At 70.5% G+C, this 18086-nt stretch carries 13 protein-coding genes and 2 pseudogenes; 8 read left to right on the top strand and 7 right to left on the bottom strand.

What is annotated here, in order from left to right:
* Window positions 1-155: 155 nt before the first annotated feature.
* Together ACWD6R_RS06095 and ACWD6R_RS06090 are read right to left on the bottom strand one after the other, a co-directional pair.
* Window positions 156-516: pseudogene (locus tag ACWD6R_RS06095) on the bottom strand (alpha/beta hydrolase); the annotation flags it as partial.
* A gap of 65 nt (window positions 517-581) precedes the next feature.
* Entirely contained in the window at window positions 582-1760 is a 1179-nt protein-coding gene (locus ACWD6R_RS06090; protein WP_451817623.1) for a steroid 3-ketoacyl-CoA thiolase, read from the bottom strand.
* 292 nt (window positions 1761-2052) lie between these two features.
* Here ACWD6R_RS06090 and ACWD6R_RS06085 point away from each other — a divergent pair, with 292 nt between their 5' ends.
* Together ACWD6R_RS06085 and ACWD6R_RS06080 are read left to right on the top strand one after the other, a co-directional pair.
* Window positions 2053-3303, top strand: coding sequence for a cytochrome P450 (locus ACWD6R_RS06085; RefSeq protein ID WP_451817622.1), 1251 nt, complete (start codon window positions 2053-2055; stop codon window positions 3301-3303).
* A 128-nt stretch (window positions 3304-3431) separates the two neighbouring features.
* Window positions 3432-4400 (top strand): AEC family transporter, encoded by a 969-nt coding sequence (locus tag ACWD6R_RS06080; RefSeq protein WP_451817621.1) that lies wholly within the window; start codon window positions 3432-3434, stop codon window positions 4398-4400.
* A 269-nt stretch (window positions 4401-4669) separates the two neighbouring features.
* On the opposite strand, the gene ACWD6R_RS06075 is transcribed toward ACWD6R_RS06080, so the two are convergent.
* Window positions 4670-6640: a bifunctional glycosyltransferase 87/phosphatase PAP2 family protein gene (locus tag ACWD6R_RS06075; protein WP_451817713.1), complete on the bottom strand. Its 1971-nt coding sequence runs from the start codon at window positions 6638-6640 to the stop codon at window positions 4670-4672.
* A 376-nt stretch (window positions 6641-7016) separates the two neighbouring features.
* Between ACWD6R_RS06075 and ACWD6R_RS06070 the strand changes: the two genes are divergently transcribed.
* Window positions 7017-7493, top strand: a complete 477-nt coding sequence (locus ACWD6R_RS06070; protein WP_451817620.1) for a GNAT family N-acetyltransferase — start codon at window positions 7017-7019, stop codon at window positions 7491-7493.
* A 66-nt stretch (window positions 7494-7559) separates the two neighbouring features.
* Here ACWD6R_RS06070 and ACWD6R_RS06065 read toward each other — a convergent pair whose 3' ends face one another.
* Window positions 7560-9602, bottom strand: a complete 2043-nt coding sequence (locus ACWD6R_RS06065; RefSeq protein WP_451817619.1) for an MFS transporter — start codon at window positions 9600-9602, stop codon at window positions 7560-7562.
* A gap of 117 nt (window positions 9603-9719) precedes the next feature.
* Between ACWD6R_RS06065 and ACWD6R_RS06060 the strand changes: the two genes are divergently transcribed.
* Complete coding sequence (locus ACWD6R_RS06060; RefSeq protein ID WP_451817618.1) at window positions 9720-10772, top strand: peptidoglycan-binding domain-containing protein; 1053 nt, start codon at window positions 9720-9722, stop codon at window positions 10770-10772.
* 188 nt (window positions 10773-10960) lie between these two features.
* Complete coding sequence (locus tag ACWD6R_RS06055; RefSeq protein ID WP_451817617.1) at window positions 10961-11623, top strand: HAD-IA family hydrolase; 663 nt, start codon at window positions 10961-10963, stop codon at window positions 11621-11623.
* A 22-nt stretch (window positions 11624-11645) separates the two neighbouring features.
* Here the strand turns inward: ACWD6R_RS06055 and ACWD6R_RS06050 are convergent, their stop codons facing one another.
* Window positions 11646-12380, bottom strand: coding sequence for an ABC transporter permease (locus ACWD6R_RS06050; RefSeq protein WP_451817616.1), 735 nt, complete (start codon window positions 12378-12380; stop codon window positions 11646-11648).
* 303 nt (window positions 12381-12683) lie between these two features.
* On the opposite strand from ACWD6R_RS06050, the gene ACWD6R_RS06045 reads away from it, so the two are divergent.
* Entirely contained in the window at window positions 12684-13328 is a 645-nt protein-coding gene (locus ACWD6R_RS06045) for an HNH endonuclease family protein (RefSeq protein WP_451817615.1), read from the top strand.
* Window positions 13329-13334: 6 nt separating this feature from the next.
* Here ACWD6R_RS06045 and ACWD6R_RS06040 read toward each other — a convergent pair.
* Window positions 13335-15001, bottom strand: a pseudogene (locus ACWD6R_RS06040) (IS200/IS605 family accessory protein TnpB-related protein).
* Window positions 15002-15312: 311 nt separating this feature from the next.
* Between ACWD6R_RS06040 and ACWD6R_RS06035 the strand changes: the two are divergent.
* On the top strand, window positions 15313-17001 hold the full coding sequence (locus ACWD6R_RS06035; protein ID WP_451817614.1) for an alkaline phosphatase D family protein: 1689 nt from the start codon (window positions 15313-15315) through the stop codon (window positions 16999-17001).
* Between the two features lie 174 nt (window positions 17002-17175).
* Window positions 17176-17853 (top strand): DedA family protein, encoded by a 678-nt coding sequence (locus ACWD6R_RS06030; protein WP_451817613.1) that lies wholly within the window; start codon window positions 17176-17178, stop codon window positions 17851-17853.
* Here the strand turns inward: ACWD6R_RS06030 and ACWD6R_RS06025 are convergent.
* Complete coding sequence (locus ACWD6R_RS06025; RefSeq protein ID WP_266986097.1) at window positions 17840-18067, bottom strand: DUF2277 domain-containing protein; 228 nt, start codon at window positions 18065-18067, stop codon at window positions 17840-17842. The two genes, ACWD6R_RS06030 and ACWD6R_RS06025, sit on opposite strands and share 14 nt — an antisense overlap.
* Window positions 18068-18086: the final 19 nt, after the last annotated feature.

The raw sequence follows: 18086 nt of genomic DNA, 5'->3' as shown, positions 1-18086 counted from the left end.
TCCAGGTCCGGCCCGGTCAGCGGTGACGCCGTCCCGCTGCGCCGATCGTGTCGAACCAGCGGACGATCTGCGGACCGGACTTCATCAAGGTCCCGTTGTGATCGGTCGACCCTTGGTCGATCACCGGAACCCGCGTACCGTACGCGGCGAAGTCGGCTGGCGGTGTCCATGTACGGGTGCGGGCCCGGCCCCTTGCCGAGGCCGAGGTAGTCGGGCGCGGCGACGGCGCGACCGGCCGAGGCGTGCAGCTACGGGGCGAACCGGCCGAAGTCCTCGCCGGCGGAGGGCGCGTAGTCGCGGTGGACCATCGTGCCGTGGGTGTCGGAGACCAGATCGAGGCGGTCGGCGCGCGCCACCCCTGGGGAGGACGAACAGACCGGTGGCGGTGGTGGGTTCGCCCTGCGGGGTGAGGGTGCGGTACGTGAGGCGGTAGGCGCGTACGCCGTAGCGGACGGTGCCCGTGTCCATGCCTCCCGAGGCGAGGAAGGCGCTGACGTCGGTGCGGTCGAGAGCGGCGCCGACAGCGGCATGGACCCCCGGCCGGGGTGCACCTACCACCACCCCCCGGCCGGGGGAAATCCTCACAGCCGCTGGATGATCGTGCCGGTGGCCAGCGCCCCGCCCGCACACATGGTGATGAGCGCGAACTCCTTGTCGCGGCGCTCCAGTTCGTGCAGCGCCGTGGTGATGAGCCGGGCCCCGGTGGCGCCCACCGGGTGGCCGAGCGCGATGGCGCCGCCGTTGACGTTGACCTTCGCGAGCCCGTCGAGGTCCCGCTCGAAGACCTGGGCCCAGCTCAGCACCACCGACGCGAACGCCTCGTTGATCTCGACGAGGTCGATGTCCTTGAGCGACATCCCGGCCTTGCCCAGCACCGCGCGGGTCGCGTCGATCGGCCCGTCGAGGTGGAAGTGCGGGTCGGAACCGACGAGCGCCTGGGCGACGATCCGGGCGCGCGGCTTGAGCTTCAGCGCCCGCGCCATCCGCTTGGACGCCCACATGATCGCGCAGGCTCCGTCGGATATCTGCGAGACGTTGCCCGCGGTGTGGATCGCGGTGGGCATGACCGGCTTGAGCCGGGCGAGCCCCTCCATGGTGGTGTCCCGCAGCCCCTCGTCCCGGTCGACGAGGCGCCACATGCCCTGACCGGCCGCCTGCTCCTCCTCGGTGGTCGGTACCTGGACCGCGTACGTCTCCCGTTTGAACCGCTCCTCGGCCCAGGCCACGGCCGCCCGCTCCTGCGAGATCAGCCCGAGCGAGTCGACGTTCTCCCGCGTGAGGCCCCGTTTGCGGGCGATGCGCTCGGCGGCCTCGAACTGGTTGGGCAGGTCGACGTTCCACTCGTCCGGCCAGGGCTTCCCCGGGCCGTGCTTGGAGCCGCTGCCCAGCGGCACGCGCGACATCGCCTCGACACCGCAGCTGATGCCGATGTCGATGACTCCGGCCGCGACCATGTTGGCGACCATGTGGGAGGCCTGCTGCGAGGAGCCGCACTGGCAGTCCACGGTGGTGGCGGCGGTCTCGTACGGAAGTCCCACGGTGAGCCAGGCGTTGCGCGCCGGGTTCATGGACTGTTCGCCGGCGTGGGTGACCGTACCGCCGACGATCTGTTCCACGCAGTCCGCATGGATGCCGGTGCGTCCGAGAAGTTCACGGTAGGTCTCGCCCAGCAGATAGGCGGGATGCAGATTGGCGAGCGCGCCTCCGCGCTTGCCGATGGGGGTGCGTACGGCTTCGACGATGACGGGTTCCGCGGCCATGAGCTCGTCCTCTCCTCGCGCTTCCGCAGGGGCGTCCCGGCGCCCGCGGAAGGAACTAGTACGCGTTCTAGTTCTGCAAGCAGTCTTATGAGGCTTACCCCCGGTACGCAAGAGCCGTGCACGCACCTTGCACGCACAACGGGCGCACCTCGAAGCCCGCACGCGCCCCCCTCGCGCAACAGATCGGGCCACAACTCTTGCCAGTTGTAGAACTCGTTACTACCTTGCGGCCAACTTCTGATGGGTCGTCAGACAATGTCCGGGCGCCCCTCGGACCGACCTGGAGTTGCCGATGCCCTGCCCCCATCTGCCCGAAGGGTTCGACTTCACCGATCCCGACCTGCTCCAAGCCCGCATCCCGCACCCGGAGTTCGCCCGGATGAGGGAGACCGCCCCGGTCTGGTGGTGCACCCAACCGGCCGGTATCTCCGGTTTCGACGACGAGGGCTACTGGGTGGTGACCCGGCATGCGGACGTCAAGTACGTCTCCACACACCCTGAACTGTTCTCCTCCCACACCAACACCGCGGTCATCCGCTTCAACGAGACGATCAGCCGCGATCAGATCGACGTCCAGAAGCTGATCATGCTGAACATGGACCCGCCCGAGCACACCCGGGTCCGCCAGATCGTCCAGCGCGGCTTCACCCCCCGCGCCATCCGTTCCCTGGAACAGGCGCTGCGCAGCCGCGCCCGGTCGATCGTCGAGACGGCCCTCGCCTCCGCCGCCGACGACGGCTCGTTCGACTTCGTCACCCATATCGCCGTCGAACTGCCGCTCCAGGCCATCGCCGAGCTCATCGGCGTACCGCAGGAGGACCGGTCCAAGATCTTCGACTGGTCCAACAAGATGGCGGCGTACGACGATCCCGAGTACGCGATCACCGAAGAGGTCGGCACCGAGGCGGCCATGGAGATCGTCTCGTACGCGATGAACCTGGCAGCGGCACGCAAGGAGTGCCCCGCCAAGGACATCGTCTCCCAGCTCGTCGCCGCGGAGGGCGAAGGCAACCTCTCCTCGGACGAGTTCGGTTTCTTCGTGATCCTCCTCGCCGTCGCCGGCAACGAGACCACCCGAAACGCCATCAGCCACGGCATGCACGCCTTCCTCACCCACCCCGAGGAGTGGGAGCTCTACAAGCGCGAGCGCCCGGAGACCGCCGCCGAGGAGATCGTGCGCTGGGCCACCCCCGTGGTCTCCTTCCAGCGGACCGCCACCCAGGACCTCGAACTGGGCGGAGAGCAGATCAGGAAGGGCGAACGGGTCGGGCTGTTCTACTCCTCCGCCAACAACGACCCCGAGGCCTTCGAGAGCCCGGAACTCTTCGACATCTCCCGGGACCCCAACCCCCATCTCGGATTCGGCGGCGGCGGACCGCACTTCTGCCTCGGCAAGTCCCTCGCCGTCATGGAGATCGACCTGATCTTCAACGCGATCGCGGACGTGCTGCCCGATCTGCGGCTGGTCGAGGACCCGCGGCGGCTGCGCTCCGCCTGGCTGAACGGAATCAAGCAGCTCCGGGTCCGTACCGCCGCCGGCTGACCGGCTCGCGGATTTCCCGGACGGCGGGGGCCGTCCCTCCCACGCCACGGCCCCTGCCGCCCGTCCGCGCCCCGTCCCCTCCTGTCCTCCGCCCCCCGGTACCGGCAGTGGACAGCTTTCTGAGGATCATGGCGTCCATGCATGCCCTGCTCTCCGCCTTCGCCCCGATCTGGATACTCACCGCGATCGGCTACGCGGTCGGCCGCAGCGGTCTGCTCGGCGAGCAGGCGGAAGCCGTGCTCGGCCGGTTCGTCTTCCATGTGGCCATGCCCGCGGCGCTGTTCACGATGGTCTCCGGTGCGCGACTGGACGCCTTCGCCAACTCCTCGATGGTGGCATTCGGGACGGGCACGGCGCTCGTGTCCGCCCTCGGCTTCGTGCTCGCCCGGCGCTTCTTCGGCCGCAAGACGGCCGACCAGGCGATCCGCAGCATGGCGTCCGGCTACGTCAACTCCGCCAATCTCGGTATCCCGGTGGCGGTCCAGGTGCTCGGTGACGCGTCGTTCGTCGCCCAGATCATCCTCTTCCAGGTGCTGCTGATCTCCCCCGTGATCCTGACGCTGCTGGACACGGGTACGGGGGCGGGCTCCGGAAAGGGCGTCGCGCTGCGGCGGATGGTGACCATGCCCGTACGCAATCCGATCATCATGGCCTCGATGCTCGGCGTCGTCGTCTCCGCGCTCGGGGTGCGGCTGCCGCACGCCCTCGAACACTCCTGCGATCTGCTCGGCGCGGCCGCCGTGCCCACCGCCCTGATCACCCTCGGTCTGTCCCTGCACGGCCGCCCGGATCCGGCAACGACCGCGACGACGGTGCCTGCAGGACGTACGGAAGTGGGCCTGGCGGTCGTGCTGAAGACGCTGGTCCAGCCCCTGATCGCGTTCCTGGTCGGCGGCCCGCTGCTGCACCTGCCGGACCACCAGCTGCTCGCCGTGGTCCTCTGCTCCGCGCTCCCGACGGCCCAGAACGCCTTCATCTACGCCCGCCAGTACGGCCTGGACACCAGCCTCGCCCGCAACTCCGTGGTGGCGTCAACGGTCGTGTCCATGGCCACGCTGTCGCTGGCCGCCTGGGCGCTAGTACCGCCCGCTCCCTGAGCCGTTCGAGTGGCGGGCCGCCCCGGACCGGCGGATGCTGAAAGACGCGGCGATCCACGCCGAAGGGGTGCCGGGACGATGCGGTTCGTCCCGGCACCCCTTCGGCACGGACGCAGGTGCGCGTGCGGGCACCGACTGCCTGGTCTTCGTCCAGTGGGGCCGCCGGATCGGCACCGGCGTCGTCATCAACGGCAGGCCCTGCCAAGGCCTCGGCCGGCAACCGCCCACCCGGCCCGGCCCCTGGCGGAGCAGGGCCGGGTGCGGCACGGTCAACGCTTGCTGCCCACCGCCTCGCCGATCTCCTCCGGCACGTGTTCCGCGGACGTCGTGCCGTCCGCCCCGTCCGGCGGCCCCGCCACGGGTTGCAGCCTCCTCGGCCCCGCCAGGACGTACGTCAGCAGGAATCCGGTCCCGACGACCAGCGACCCGCCCACCGCGTCGAGCACCCAGTGGTTGGCCGTGGCGACGATCGCGGAGACCGTGAACAGCGGGTGCAGCAGCCCGAGCGCCTTCATCCACACCTTCGGGGCCAGCATCACGATCATGATGCCGCACCAGAGCGACCAGCCGAAGTGCAGCGAGGGCATCGCCGCGTACTGGTTGGTCATCGAGGTCAGCGTCCCGTAGTCGGGCTTCGCGAAGTCCTGGACGCCGTGGACCGTGTCGATGAAGCCGAGCCCCGGCATCAGCCGCGGCGGGGCCAGCGGGTAGAGCCAGAAGCCGAGCAGTGCGACCAGGGTGGCGAAGCCGAGGGTGGAACGGGCCCAGCGGTAGTCCGCGGGGCGGCGTACGTACAGCACACCCAGGATCGTCAGCGGCACGATGAAGTGGAACGTCGAGTAGTAGTAGTCGAAGAAGTCCTGCAGCCAGCCGATGTGGACGACCGTGTGGTTGGCCCAGTGCTCGATGTCGATGTGCAGCCACTGTTCGAGCGAGTGGATCTGCCGTCCGTGCTCCTCGGCGGTGGCGCGGCCGGCCGTGGCCGCGAGCCTGACCTGTGCGTACGCGGAGTAGACGACCCGGATCAGCAGAAGTTCGAGCAGCAGATTGGGGCGGCTGAGCACCCGCCGCCAGAACGGCAGCAACGGTACGCGGCTCCAGCGGGCCGGGACCGGGGCGGCGTAGTCCGTGGGGACCGGGTGCTGCCAGTACGGTGAGGTGCGCGGCAGGAACGGTGCGGCGCAGGCCGCGCCGAGCGCCGCCAGCAGCAGCACGTTGTCCCGTACCGGGTGGGCGACCGGGAAGTCCGGCAGCAGTGTCTTCCCGGGCAGGGTGAGCACGAGCACCACGATGGCCGGCCACACCAGCCGGTCGGAGGCGCGGGTTCCGGCCCGGCCGACGACGGCGAGGAGCACCCACAGCAGCTGGTGCTGCCAGGCGGTCGGCGAGACGGCGACGGCGACGCAGCCGGTCACGGCGACAGCGAGGAGCAGCTGGCCGTCCCGCGCATAGCGTATGGCGCGGCGCAGCCCGACGTAGCAGACGGCGGCGGCCAGCAGCAGGAACAGCACGATCTCGAGCGGGCCCGCAAGGCCGAAGCGGAGCAGCGCGCCGTGCAGGGACTGGTTGGCGAGGCTGTCCGCACCGTCTCCGAGCCCGGCGCCGGCGACATGGTGCACCCAGTACGTGACCGAGTCGTGCGGCATCGCGGCCCAGGCCAGGGCGGTGCACGCGGCGAACGCGCCGCCGCCCGTCACGGCGGCCCGACGACGTCCGGTGAGCCACAGCAGGACAGCGAAGAGCAGCATGGTCGGCTGGAGCGCGGCGGCGATCCCGATCAGTACGCCGGACGCCCGTTCCCCGCGGACCACGAAGCAGCCCAGAAGCACCAGCAGGACCGGCAGAATGCTGGTCTGGCCGAGATAGAGGGCGTTACGGACCGGCAGGGACAGCATGAGCAGGCTGATCGCGACGGGGGCGGCCAGCAGCGAGGTGCGGCGGGAGACGGGTCCCGGCAGGGCGCGGGCCGCGACGATGCCGAGGACGGCGACCAGCAGCAGCGAACCGAAGGTCCAGGCGACGCCCAGGCTCTGTTCGGCTGTGCGGGTCAGTGGCTTCAGGACCAGTCCGGCGAAGGGGGTGCCGGTGAACCGGTCGCTGTCGTACAGCGACCCCGCCACATGCAGTACGCCGTTCTCGCCGATCCAGGTCTCCAGGTCGGCGAGCCGTTCACCGGGTGGCTGCCGCAGCACCACCGCCATCTGCCGTCCCGCCAGCACTGCGACGACCAGCCAGAGCACAGCCCGGGCAGCCCCGGCCCTCGCCCCCGTCACCGCGTTTCCGCGCACACTGTGCTCCGCATTCGCCACGCTGCGCCGACCCTCCCACTGTTCATCCGCCGTCCCTCGACCCGGGACGCGCCGTGAAACCTTCGCATTCCGCTATGAGGTAGACACAATCAACCCTCTCTTCGCCTGACTGTCCTCCCGCTTTTGTCCGAGAGAACACAAGAGAGCATGGTCGGACCCGGACACAGTGGCCGGAATCGGACCGTTCGCTCCGACGTCTGTCCCCCTGATCAACTGATCGGGCGGTCGCTCCCCTGCTCGTCCTGCACCGTCGCCCTCCCTCGAAATCGTTCGGCTCCCCGGTCATGCTCAGGTCACAATGGCGCACATGACGTGGACCGTGACCCCCGAACGCTTCGACTCTCCCGACGCGAGCACCCTGCGCCGTGACTACTACGACGAGGTCGCCAGCCGCTACTGGCAGCGGCCCGCGACCGCGGAGGAGATCGACGAGGGACTCTCCGGCGACGGCGCCGACCTGCTCACGGGGCCGACCGGCGCGTTCGTGGTCGGCAGATTCGACGGAAAGCCCGCGTCCTGTGCCGGGCTGCTCGTGGTGGACGCGGACACCGCGGAGCTCACCCGCGTGTTCGTGCGCCCCGAGTTCCGCGGCACGGGCGGCGGCGGGTTGCTGCTGGCGGCCGTCGAGAGTGCGGCGCGCGCCTTCGGCGTACGGCAGATCCGGCTGGACACCCGCAACGACCTGGTGGAGGCGCGCGGGCTGTACGCCAAGCACGGCTACCGGGAGGTGCCCGCGTTCCATCGGCGGCAGTTCGCGGAGCACTGGTTCGCCAAGGAGCTGTGACCCGGGCGCTGTGACCGGGAGCTGTCGCCGGGCCGGGGTCCGGCCGGGGGATCCACCGGGCCCGGGTCAGAGTGCGTGGTCCCGCCTCGGCTCCGGACAGCGCGGCTGTTCCCTGCTCGATCCGGTCGTCTCGGCGGTCAGCTCCGCGACAAGTCCGACCAGGTCGGTCGGCCGCTCCGGCCCCCACCAGTCGCCCAACAGCTCGGCCAGCAACTCCTCGCGCGCGTCCGCCAGCTTCACCACGGCCTCCGAACCGCGGTCGGTGAGCACCAGCTGCACCCCTTCGCGCCGGGCCAGACCGCGCTCCTCCAGCTGTCGCGCCGCATCGCTGATCACGCGCACCGGTACAGGGGTGGCGTCGGCGAGCAGCGCGGGTTCGACGGTGCCGTGCCGCTTGATGCGCAGCAGCATCCAGCCGGCCGCGGGCAGCAGGTCGTACCCCGCACGCTCGGTGATCCTCACATAGATGTCGCGGCGCCCCTCCCGGGTGGCGAGCACCGACAGGGCCCGTGCGCATTCGTCGTACGAGGAACGCTCGACCGGGTTCGAGGCCAGGGTCTCGGTGCTGTCGGGAGCCGTCACCGAGCCGCGCAGCCTGTCCTCCTTGAGGAACCAGGCGAAGACGAAGGCGACCAGGACGACGGGCGCTGCGTACAGGAAGACGTCGGTGATCGAGGTCGAGTACGCGTGGATCACCGGGGCCCGCAGCGCGGGCGGCAGTTGGGGGATGGCGCGCGGGTCGGCGGCCAGTCGCCCGGCATCGATGCCCGGTGGCAGCGTGACGCCCGAGAGGGCCGTGCCGAGTTTGCCGGTGAGCCGGTTGGTGAAGATCGTGCCGAAGACGGCGACACCGAACGAGGCACCGATGGAGCGGAAGAACGTGGCCCCGGAGGTCGCGACGCCGAGGTCCTCGTACGTGACGGCGTTCTGCACGACCAGCACGAGGACCTGCATCACCAGACCGAGCCCGGCACCGAAGACGAAGAAGTAGGCGCTCATCTGCCAGGTGCTGCTGTACTCCGTGAGCCGGTGCAGGAGCTGCAGGCCGATCGCGGTGATGCCGGTACCGAGGATCGGGAAGACCTTCCACCGGCCCGTACGGCTGACGATCTGACCGGACACGGTCGAGGTGAGGAGAAGACCGAGCACCATCGGCAGCATGTGCACACCGGACAGGGTCGGCGAGATGTTGTGCACGACCTGCAGGAACGTCGGCAGATACGTCATCGCTCCGAACATCGCGAATCCGATGACGAAGCTGATCACGGCGACGAGGCTGAAGGTCCGGATCCGGAACAGCTTCAGCGGCAGTACGGGTTCGGCGGCGCGCCGCTCGACGTACACGAAGGCGATCAGCAGCACCACGCTGACGACGGCGAGTCCGATGATCTGCGCCGAGCCCCAGGCCCAGGTCGATCCGCCCAGCGAGGCGACGAGAACCAGGCAGGTGGCGACGGAGGCGATGAGGAAGGTGCCCAGGTAGTCGATGGTGTGCTTGGCCTGACGGACCGGGATGTGCAGCACGGCGGCGATGACGAGCAGGGCCACGACGCCGATCGGCAGGTTGATGTAGAACACCCAGCGCCAGCTGAGGTGTTCGGTGAAGAGGCCGCCGAGCAGCGGTCCGAGAATGCTCGTCATACCGAAGACCGCGCCGAACAGCCCCTGGTACTTTCCGCGTTCGCGCGGGGCGACGATGTCACCGACGATCGCCATCGAGAGCACCATCAGGCCGCCGCCGCCGAGGCCCTGGAGACCACGGAAGGCGATCAGTTGCGGCATGTTCTGGGCCATGCCGCAGAGCGCGGAGCCGATGAGAAAGATGACGATGGCGATCTGGAAGAGCTTCTTGCGGCCGTACTGGTCGCCGAGCTTGCCCCAGAGCGGGGTCGCGGCGGTCGACGCGAGCAGATAGGCGGTGACCACCCAGGACAGATGCTCCAGGCCGCCGAGTTCGCTGACGATGGTCGGCAGGGCGGTGGAGACGATGGTCTGGTCGAGTGCGGCAAGCAGCATGCCGAGGAGCAGGGCGCCGATGGCGACCAGGACCGTCCGCTGGGAACGGCCCTCGCCAGGGGCCAGGGCCGGGGGGTTCAGCTGGTGGGCCATGAACATCTCCTCGGTTCCGCTACATCCCATCCTGGCCGTTGTGGACGGTTATGGCCTGTTGGGGCATAACCGCGGCGGACTGCATAATCGCAGGCAGTTCAAGGGGAGGGAGCCACAATGACCGGACATGTCTGCCCGGAATGCGGCACGGACGACAGAGCGACGGATGCATGGGACGGGGGACCGCACGGCAGACCCGCCGCGGGGCCCCGGTGCGGGTGCGCGGAGCGCGCGGCACGGCGTGCGGCCAAGCGGGCGGAGACCGCGGCGGCGGAGGACTTCGATCCCCTGCGGATCCGGCCGTACGTGACGCTGGGGGGCGACGAGGCGCCCGCGGACGCCGCCCCGGGGGACGCCGCCATGACGATGCCGCTCTTCCTCGACCGGGCGGCGCCGGTAGATCCGCCGCCTCCGCCGCCTCTGTCGCCTCTGTCGCCTCTGTCGCCTCTGTCGCCTCTGTCGCCTCTGTCGCAGGAGAGTGCCGGGGCGGATGATCCGCGTACGGACGCGATGGACGTGGACCTGGTGGGCCTGGTGGACCCGGTGCAGCCACGCCGCCGACGGCCCTTCGCGGTGCTCGCGGTCGGCGCGGCCGTGATCGGCGTGGTGGGCACCGCGGCGTTCGCCGGCGGTCTGTTCGGCGGGGACGGGAACGGGGACTCCGAGCACGACCGGGCGCTCCCGAGTGCCCGGGTGTCGAGCGTCCCCGATGCGCCCCTTTCACCGGACGCATCGCCGTCGGCGTCCGCGTCCGCCTCCGCGTCCTCCTCCCCGTCGGCTTCGGCATCGCCGTCCGCATCCGCCTCCGCGTCGGCGAGCACCTCGCTCTCCCCCTCCGCATCCGCTGCCTCTTCGCGCCCGCCCGTCCCGTCGGCATCGGCGACGGTCTCGCAGTCCGCCGGGACCTCGACGGCCCCGTCGCTCGGGAAACCGGACGGCGGCACGCTGCAGCGCGGCGACCACGGCCCCGCGGTGGCCGAGCTGCAACGGCGGCTGCAGGAGGTGTGGCTCTACCAGGGACCCGACAACGGCAACTACACGGACCGGGTCGAGAGCGCCGTACGCGTCTACCAGTCGTACAAGTCCATCGAGGGCGACCTGCCGGGCGTCTACGGCCCGAGCACCCGGAGCGCACTGGAGGCGGAGACGACGGGCCGCGGCCAGTCCTGAGGAGGCGGCCGGCTCCGGGGAGCCGGCCCTCTCCTCCCGTATTCGGAAAGGGATTCGCTTTCCCGGGCAGGTTTTTGTATCGTGATGGAACAAAGTGGTCCTCGCCCGCACCCCCTGACCGGCGGGCGGGACCGCTTGTTCTCCTCACCCCACGCTGCCCTCCTCCCCCCGCGCCCTGGAGCCCGCCGATGCCGGCCACCGTCCTCACCGCACGTGCCCTCCTGCTCGACATGGACGGCACACTCGTGAACTCCGACGCGGTGGTGGAGCGCTGCTGGCGGCGCTGGGCGCTGCGGGAAGGGCTGGACCCCGAGGCCGCACTCAAGGTGGTCCACGGGCGGCAGGGGTACGCCACCATGGCAGTGCTCCTGCCCGACCGGCCGATGGAGCAGAACTACGCCGACAACCGGGTCATGCTCGCCGAGGAGACCGCCGACACCGACGGCGTGGTCCCGATCGGCGGCGCCCCGGCCTTCATGGACGCGATCGCCACGCTCCCGCACGCCCTGGTGACCTCGGCCGACGAGGCGCTCGCCCAGGCCCGGATGACGGCGGCCGGACTGCGGATGCCGAGCACCCGCGTCACGGCGGAATGCGTCGGCGCCAGCAAGCCCGACCCCGAGGGCTTCCTCAAGGGTGCGGCCGAACTGGGCTTCGCCCCGGCCGACTGCATCGTCTTCGAGGACTCGGAGGCGGGTATCGCGGCAGGCCGGGCGGCCGGGATGCGCGTCGTGGGCGTGGGCCCGCGCGCCGCGGCACTGGCGCCGGATGCGCACGTCGGGGATCTGACGCAGATCCGGGTGGAGGCGTCGGCAGACGGCTCGATCCGTCTGCACATCCGCGCCCTCTGACCCGGGAAAACCTCCCCGGGGTTCAGTCGCGGTGCAACCGCCCCCGCGCCACCAGTTCCAGCACCGTGGCAACAGCCACCGCCTGTACGGCCATCAGCGCCACCAGTACGAACAGTTGCACGGCCCCCGCCTGAACCGGTGAGGCGCCGCCCAGCAGCATGCCCACGAACGCCCCGGGCAGCGTGACGAGCCCCACCGTCCGCGTCTGGTCCAGCCCCGGCAGCAGCGCGTCCGACGCTGCGGGCCGGGCGATCTCCAGCCGGGCATCACGGTCGAGCAGCCCGAGCGCCATTCCCGCCTCCACCTCCCCGCGCCGCGTGGTCAGTTCGTCCAGCGCCCGCCGTCCGCCGAGTACGGTCGCGGTGAGCGCACCCCCGATGAGAATGCCCGTCACCGGGATCAGCGCGATGCCCCGGACCGGCAGGAGCCCGGTGAGCAGCAGCAGGGCGACCACCGGTGCGACCCCCGCGGCGATCGGCACAGCCGCCCACCACCAGGTGCGGTTCCTGGTGATCCGACGTCCGGCGGTCCGTACCGCCACGGCGTACATCAGCGCCACGAAGCAGAGCAGCGGCGGCAGCGAGCGGACCACCCAGCCGATGAGCACGGAGACGGCGGCGAGTTGGACCGCGGCGCGCAGCCCTGCGAGGACGATCTCGCGCGACCGGCCGAGCGAGGCCCAGGCGGCGACGGCGGCGGCCGCCGCGAGCAGCACGGCGAGGACGATGCCGAGCGTGAGGTTGACCGGAAGCAGCACGCGGCAACCATAGGACCGACCGGGCTGCCCCGGCATTCACGACCTGTCGACATGTCGGCCCCGCATCCGCACATGCCTCGCGTACGGCTCAAACGCCCCATGGGCCGCGAACATCCGCGTACCCCCGCACATTTCCTCCCGTACGCCCTCGCACCGCAGACCGGTCCGCCCCAGCCCTTGATGTGACGTGCCCATGTCGCCACCCTGTTACCTGGCGCCCACCCCACAGAAACCTGGCGCCGTCACGATGGCCGGGCTCCACAGGTCGCCCGTCCAAGGTCCCCCCACATCAAGGGAGTTCGCATGTCAGCTATCTACGCGCGTCGCATAGGTGTGATCGTCGCATCCGCCGCACTTGCCGCAACCACGGGGCTGCTCACCGCACCCACCGCCCAGGCGGCCATGCCCACCCCGGTCAGCGCCTCCACCGCCCGCACCTATCTGAGCCAGCTGACGGTGTCGGCGGAAGGCTCGTCGACCGGCTACAGCCGGGACAAGTTCCCGCACTGGATCACCCAGTCGGGCACCTGCAACACCCGCGAGGTCGCGCTGAAGCGCGACGGCACGAACGTGACCCAGGACTCCGCCTGCGCTGCCGTCAGCGGCAGTTGGTACTCGGAGTACGACGGGGCCACCTGGACCGCGGCCTCCGACCTGGACATCGACCACATGGTCCCGCTCGCCGAGGCCTGGCGCTCCGGCGCGAGCAGCTGGACCACCGCCCAACGCCAGGCGTACGCAAACGATCTGACGCGTCCGCAGCTCATCGCGGTCACGGACAACGTCAACCAGTCCAAGGGCGACCAGGACCCGGCGGAGTGGCTGCCGTCGCGTACCGCGTACCGGTGCACCTACGTGCGCGCCTGGGTGCATGTGAAGCACTACTACAACCTGACCGTCGACTCCGCGGAGAAGAGTGCGCTCCAGTCGGTCCTGAACGGCTGCTGACCGTTCCTAGCCAGTGTGCGTGAGTGAGTCTTGGACCCACTGTTGCGTACTGGGCGCATCCCGAACGGTGTTGGATGCACTGGGTTCCCGCTTTCGCTTCCCACTCGGCGGCACGCCTCCGGGGGCGTGGTCCGTCGCGGGCGGGCGGGTTCCCTCACGCCCCCGGAGTCCGGTCCGGCCTGGACGGTCCGATGCCTCGCACGATCACTCCGGTCGTGCGGGGGCGGTGCCGTCCTTCCCCAAGCTCTCAACTCCGTTCGAGCAGGGGATACCCCATCCCGGACCGGGTGTCCGAGGGCGCGGCGTCCGATCGCGATGCCCGCGGCATCGTGACGGGACATTGTGCGGTGTGGGGTGGTCAGCGGTTTCTGCCAGTGCTGGGCACCCCACATGCTGGTGTAGGCGGGGTCGACCGCGACAATGCTCAGGCCGTGTTCGGCGGCCATCGACACCAGCCGGGCCTTGAGTTTCCCGGTCGGCATGCCGGAGATGAGCTGCCGGAACCGCTTCTGGCGGCCGTGCTTCTCGCGGGTCTTCTCGGCGGTGAAGTCGAGGTCTTCGATGCCGATCGCGGCGACCCCGACACGCCTGGCCCAGTTGATCAACCGGGTCAGGGCGTGGCGGATCTGTGCGTCGCGGTGATCGGCGGTTCCGGTCAGGTCGTAGGGGAAGTGGTGCGGGTCTCCGATGGGGTTGCCGTGCCGGTCGAGGTGGTAGGCGGCGAAGTGGTCGGCGTTGGTGTCGACGCCGATCATGCCCCGGGCACGGGCGGTCTCCAACGGGATGGTCCGGACGACGGGGCGCTGCCAGGAGGCGGTGAGATACCAGCGTCCGCGCCCCGTATCGAGGTGGATGCGGTAGGCGACGGCCCGGTTCGCTTCGATGCGGTCGGCCCACTCCGCACCCCGGTGCGCGAACGCGATACGGACGGTGAGGGTGTACCGGCCGTGCCTGGCGTTGGCCAGGTGCGCGAGCGGGGCAGGCAGTTTGATGCTGACCTCGCCGTCCGGGGTGACGCGGATCGTCTCGTTCCCGAACCGCTTCCCCGACTCACCATCAGCGGCAAGAAACCAGCGCCCCGCCTCCCACCGATCCCGCCACTGCTCTTCAGTGAGCCGGGCCTGGGTGAGGTGGTGACGGGTGTTGAGGAGACGCCTGCCGCCCCGCACCACCCGCACCTGTCCGGCCTGCCACTCGGAGACGGCAGCCGCGTGCCGCGCCTCCAGTGCCGCGAGGCGACGGGACTTGCGGAACCACTCGTTCTTCGACCGGTAGCCACCCGCGGCCCGCTTCGTTCCGGGCTCCCCGATCGGCAGGGACAAGCGGTGCCGCAGCGTCTTGATCCCGGCTTCCAGTTTCCGGATGTGCGCTGCCTGGCAACGGCGGGCGAGTGCCCACTGATCATGCGTGGCCTTCGTGATCGCACCCGCGATCCGCGACGACGACACCCCGGTCAGCTCCCGCTTGCGTGCCGCCCACGTATCGGCGCTGTGATCGTGTCCGTCCGCACAACGGGCCTTGAGATCACGGGAAGCAAGCGCACCCTGATGCTCACCAACCGCGCGCAGCACCCTCTCGTCCTCGGGAATGAGGTGCTTGAGACGATCCCGGACCGCCACCCCGCAAGGCCCCGGCACCACGAAGGATGCGGCCAACTTCCGCAAACCACCCACCACACCACCCCCACCCAGGCCGGACACCTGCCACCCAGCCCAACGAGCAACAGCCGCCAAGGTCATCCATTCGACCCCGGAACCCCCGTTCCCACCCTCACCAACCCACCAACAGAACTCACTCCCGCACACCACAACTCACTTCAATGCAGCAAACCGACAGCAGCTCACAACCCCGGAACCGCCCGACCCCTCCCCGTCGTTCCGTACGGTACGGAGCCGCCCGTACCGTACGGGCCCGCCCGTACGGTACGGGCCCGTCCGTACGTGACGAGCCGCGTCCGTGCGGGACGACGCGAGGAGGGCACCTCATGGCCGGGCTGCGCCTGGGACCACTGCTGCGATACGTCGACTGGGAGACGGGCTCCACCGCGACCGTCTGGGTGGAGGCCGACCGGCCCACCACGGCCGAAGTCCGGTGCGCGGACGGCGCGTCCGGCTCGTCCCGGACGTTCGCGATCGCCGGTCACCACTACGCGCTGGTGGTGGTGACCGGTCTGACCCCGGACTCGACCACCGCGTACGAGGTGTTGCTCGGCGGCCGCCGGGTCTGGCCGCTCGAGGACTCTGGCTTCCCCGCGAGCACGATCACCACGCCGCCGTCATCGGCCGATGACACCGGGGACCGGCCCGTCCGGATCTCCTTCGGGTCCTGCCGCTGGGCGGCTCCCCCCTCCGGCGAGCCCGACACCGCCGGCCCCGACGCCCTGGACGCCCTCGCCGCCCGGCTCGCCGCCGACCCCGGTGCCGTACGCCCCGACGTACTGCTCCTGCTCGGCGACCAGGTGTACGCCGACGAGACGTCGAAGGCGACCCGCCGCCGCCTCGCCGCACGCCGGGACCTGAACGAACCGCCGGGCGCCGAGGTCGCGGACTACGAGGAGTACACCTGCCTCTACGACGAGTCCTGGCGCGACCCCGAGGTGCGCTGGCTGCTCTCGACCGTCCCCAGCTGCATGATCTTCGACGATCACGACGTCGTGGACGACTGGAACACCAGCGCCGCCTGGCTCGCCGCTGCCCGGGCGACCCCCTGGTGGCACGAGCGGATCGTCAGCGGGCTGGCCTCGTACTGGGTCTACCAGCACCTCGGCAATCTCTCCCCCACCGCCCTGGCCGCGGACCCGCTCTATGCCGAGGTGCGTGCCGTCCCGGACGGCACGGAGCCACTGCGCCGCTTCGCCGCCGAGGCGAACGCCGAACCCGCCGGTACACGGTGGAGCTACCGGCGTGTTTTCGGCCGAGTACGGCTGCTGATGGTGGACACCCGCGCGGCTCGCGTTCTCGACGAGGAGCGGCGGTCGATGCTCGACGCCGAGGAGGCGCGCTGGGTGCGCGAGGAGGCGCTCGCCGACCCCGGCTCGTACGACCACCTCCTGATCGGTACGTCGTTGCCGTGGCTGCTTCCGCCGCTCGTCCATGACGCGGAGGAGTGGGACGCTGCGCTGTGCCGCGGCGAGCGCGGTGGGCCCGACGGGCGCTGGGCACGGTTCGGCGAGAATCTGCGCCGACGCTCCGACCTGGAACATTGGGCGGCGTTCCCCGCCTCGTTCCGCCGGCTGACCGATCTGATCCGGGAGGCGGGGAGCGGCCCGGACGCTCCGGCGACGGTGTGCGTGCTGTCGGGCGATGTGCACCACGCGTACATCGCGGAGCCCTCATGGCCGGCCGACGCGCCGGGAGGTGCGCCCGGGGCGCGCATCCTGCAGCTGACCTGCTCTCCCGTGCACAACTCGATACCCGGTGCACTCAAGGCGGGATTCCGTTTCGGCTGGAGCCGGGCGGGACGACAGCTGGGGCGAGCACTGGCGCGGCACGGACGGACGGGTCCGTCACCGATCCAGTGGCAAAAGACCGGCGGACCGTGGTTCGGCAATCAGTTGATGACCCTCACCCTGCGTGGCCGGAAAGCTGCGCTGACATTGGTTCAGGCCAAAGAGAACAGTGCTGGTGCGCAGCTGGAGACGGTACTGGACCAGAAACTGACCACCGACGCGTAGGCAAGGGCCGGGCACCACTCCCCCACGGTGCAGACGTGACGCGTGAGGTACACAACATCCTCCGCACATTGATGATGTTCAGGTAAACGGCAGGCGTACGCTGTACAGCCGGCCCTGCCGCTCCTGCCGCTCCCCTGCGACGTCGCGGCGTTGAAACGAATCGGGGAGTAGAAGGTGCTTGAGAGTGTGGGTGCGCTGACCGGCAGTCCATGGATCTATGCCGTGGTCGCCCTCTCGGTGCTCCTGGACGTCTTCCTGCCCGTCCTCCCCAGCGGGGTCCTGGTGATCACCGCTGCGACAGCCGCCGCCGCTGGCTCGACCACGGTCGTGGGCACGGCAGGCAGCCCCGGAGAGGTCCCCCAGGTGCCGTCGCTCCTCGCCCTGATCCTGAGCGCGGCCACCGCCTCGGTGCTCGGCGACCTCGTCGCGTACCGGCTGGCCTGGCGCGGCGGCGACCGCCTGGACCGGGCGATTGCCCGCTCCCGTCGCCTCACCACGGCGCAGGAAAGTCTCGGCGCGGCTCTGAGCCGCGGCGGCGGCATCCTCGTCGTCATCGCCCGCTTCGCCCCGGCCGGCCGCTCGGTCGTCTCCCTGGGCGCGGGCGCCGCGCACCGCAGGGTGAAGGAGTTCCTGCCCTGGTCGGCGCTGGCCGGTGTGGCCTGGGCGGGCTACAGCGTGGGCCTCGGCTACTTCGGCGGCCAGTGGCTGGGCACGACATGGCTGGGCACGGCGGTCTCGGTCCTGGCCCTGTTCGTGGCAGGCGCCCTCGCCGCGTACCTCATGCGCCGCCCCGGAGCGGTCGCCGCGACGGCTTCCGCTCCAGCACCCGCTTCGGCTTCTACGGCGTCCTGACAGCCGCCCCCCGCACCTCAAGACCGTCCATCAGTCTGGCGGTCGCTGCGGCAATCTCGTCCACGGCCCGGTCGAACACCTCCTGGTTGTGCGCGGCCGGAGCCCGGAAGCCGGACACCTTGCGCACGAACTGCAGGGCGGCCGCCCGGATGTCCTCCTCAGTGGCCTCCTCGGGGATGGCGGGCGGGCGAAGGGTCTTGATGCTGCGGCACATGACTCCAGTGTGGACCGCC

The sequence above is a fragment of the Streptomyces sp. NPDC005151 genome (genome assembly GCF_053599875.1).
The sequence above is the reverse complement of the archived record's forward strand: the minus strand, read 5'-3'. Positions and strand labels throughout refer to the sequence as shown.

Bases quoted from the DNA above. Each gene is read 5' to 3' on its own strand.
- ACWD6R_RS06070 (WP_451817620.1), top strand. From the start codon at position 7,017: ATGACGTGGACCGTGACCCCCGAACGCTTCGACTCTCCCGACGCGAGC.
- ACWD6R_RS06055 (WP_451817617.1), top strand. From the start codon at position 10,961: ATGCCGGCCACCGTCCTCACCGCACGTGCCCTCCTGCTCGACATGGAC.
- ACWD6R_RS06090 (WP_451817623.1), bottom strand. From the start codon at position 1,760: ATGGCCGCGGAACCCGTCATCGTCGAAGCCGTACGCACCCCCATCGGC.
- ACWD6R_RS06085 (WP_451817622.1), top strand. From the start codon at position 2,053: ATGCCCTGCCCCCATCTGCCCGAAGGGTTCGACTTCACCGATCCCGAC.
- ACWD6R_RS06025 (WP_266986097.1), bottom strand. From the start codon at position 18,067: ATGTGCCGCAGCATCAAGACCCTTCGCCCGCCCGCCATCCCCGAGGAG.
- ACWD6R_RS06045 (WP_451817615.1), top strand. From the start codon at position 12,684: ATGTCAGCTATCTACGCGCGTCGCATAGGTGTGATCGTCGCATCCGCC.
- ACWD6R_RS06060 (WP_451817618.1), top strand. From the start codon at position 9,720: ATGACCGGACATGTCTGCCCGGAATGCGGCACGGACGACAGAGCGACG.
- ACWD6R_RS06065 (WP_451817619.1), bottom strand. From the start codon at position 9,602: ATGGCCCACCAGCTGAACCCCCCGGCCCTGGCCCCTGGCGAGGGCCGT.
- ACWD6R_RS06035 (WP_451817614.1), top strand. From the start codon at position 15,313: ATGGCCGGGCTGCGCCTGGGACCACTGCTGCGATACGTCGACTGGGAG.
- ACWD6R_RS06080 (WP_451817621.1), top strand. From the start codon at position 3,432: ATGGCGTCCATGCATGCCCTGCTCTCCGCCTTCGCCCCGATCTGGATA.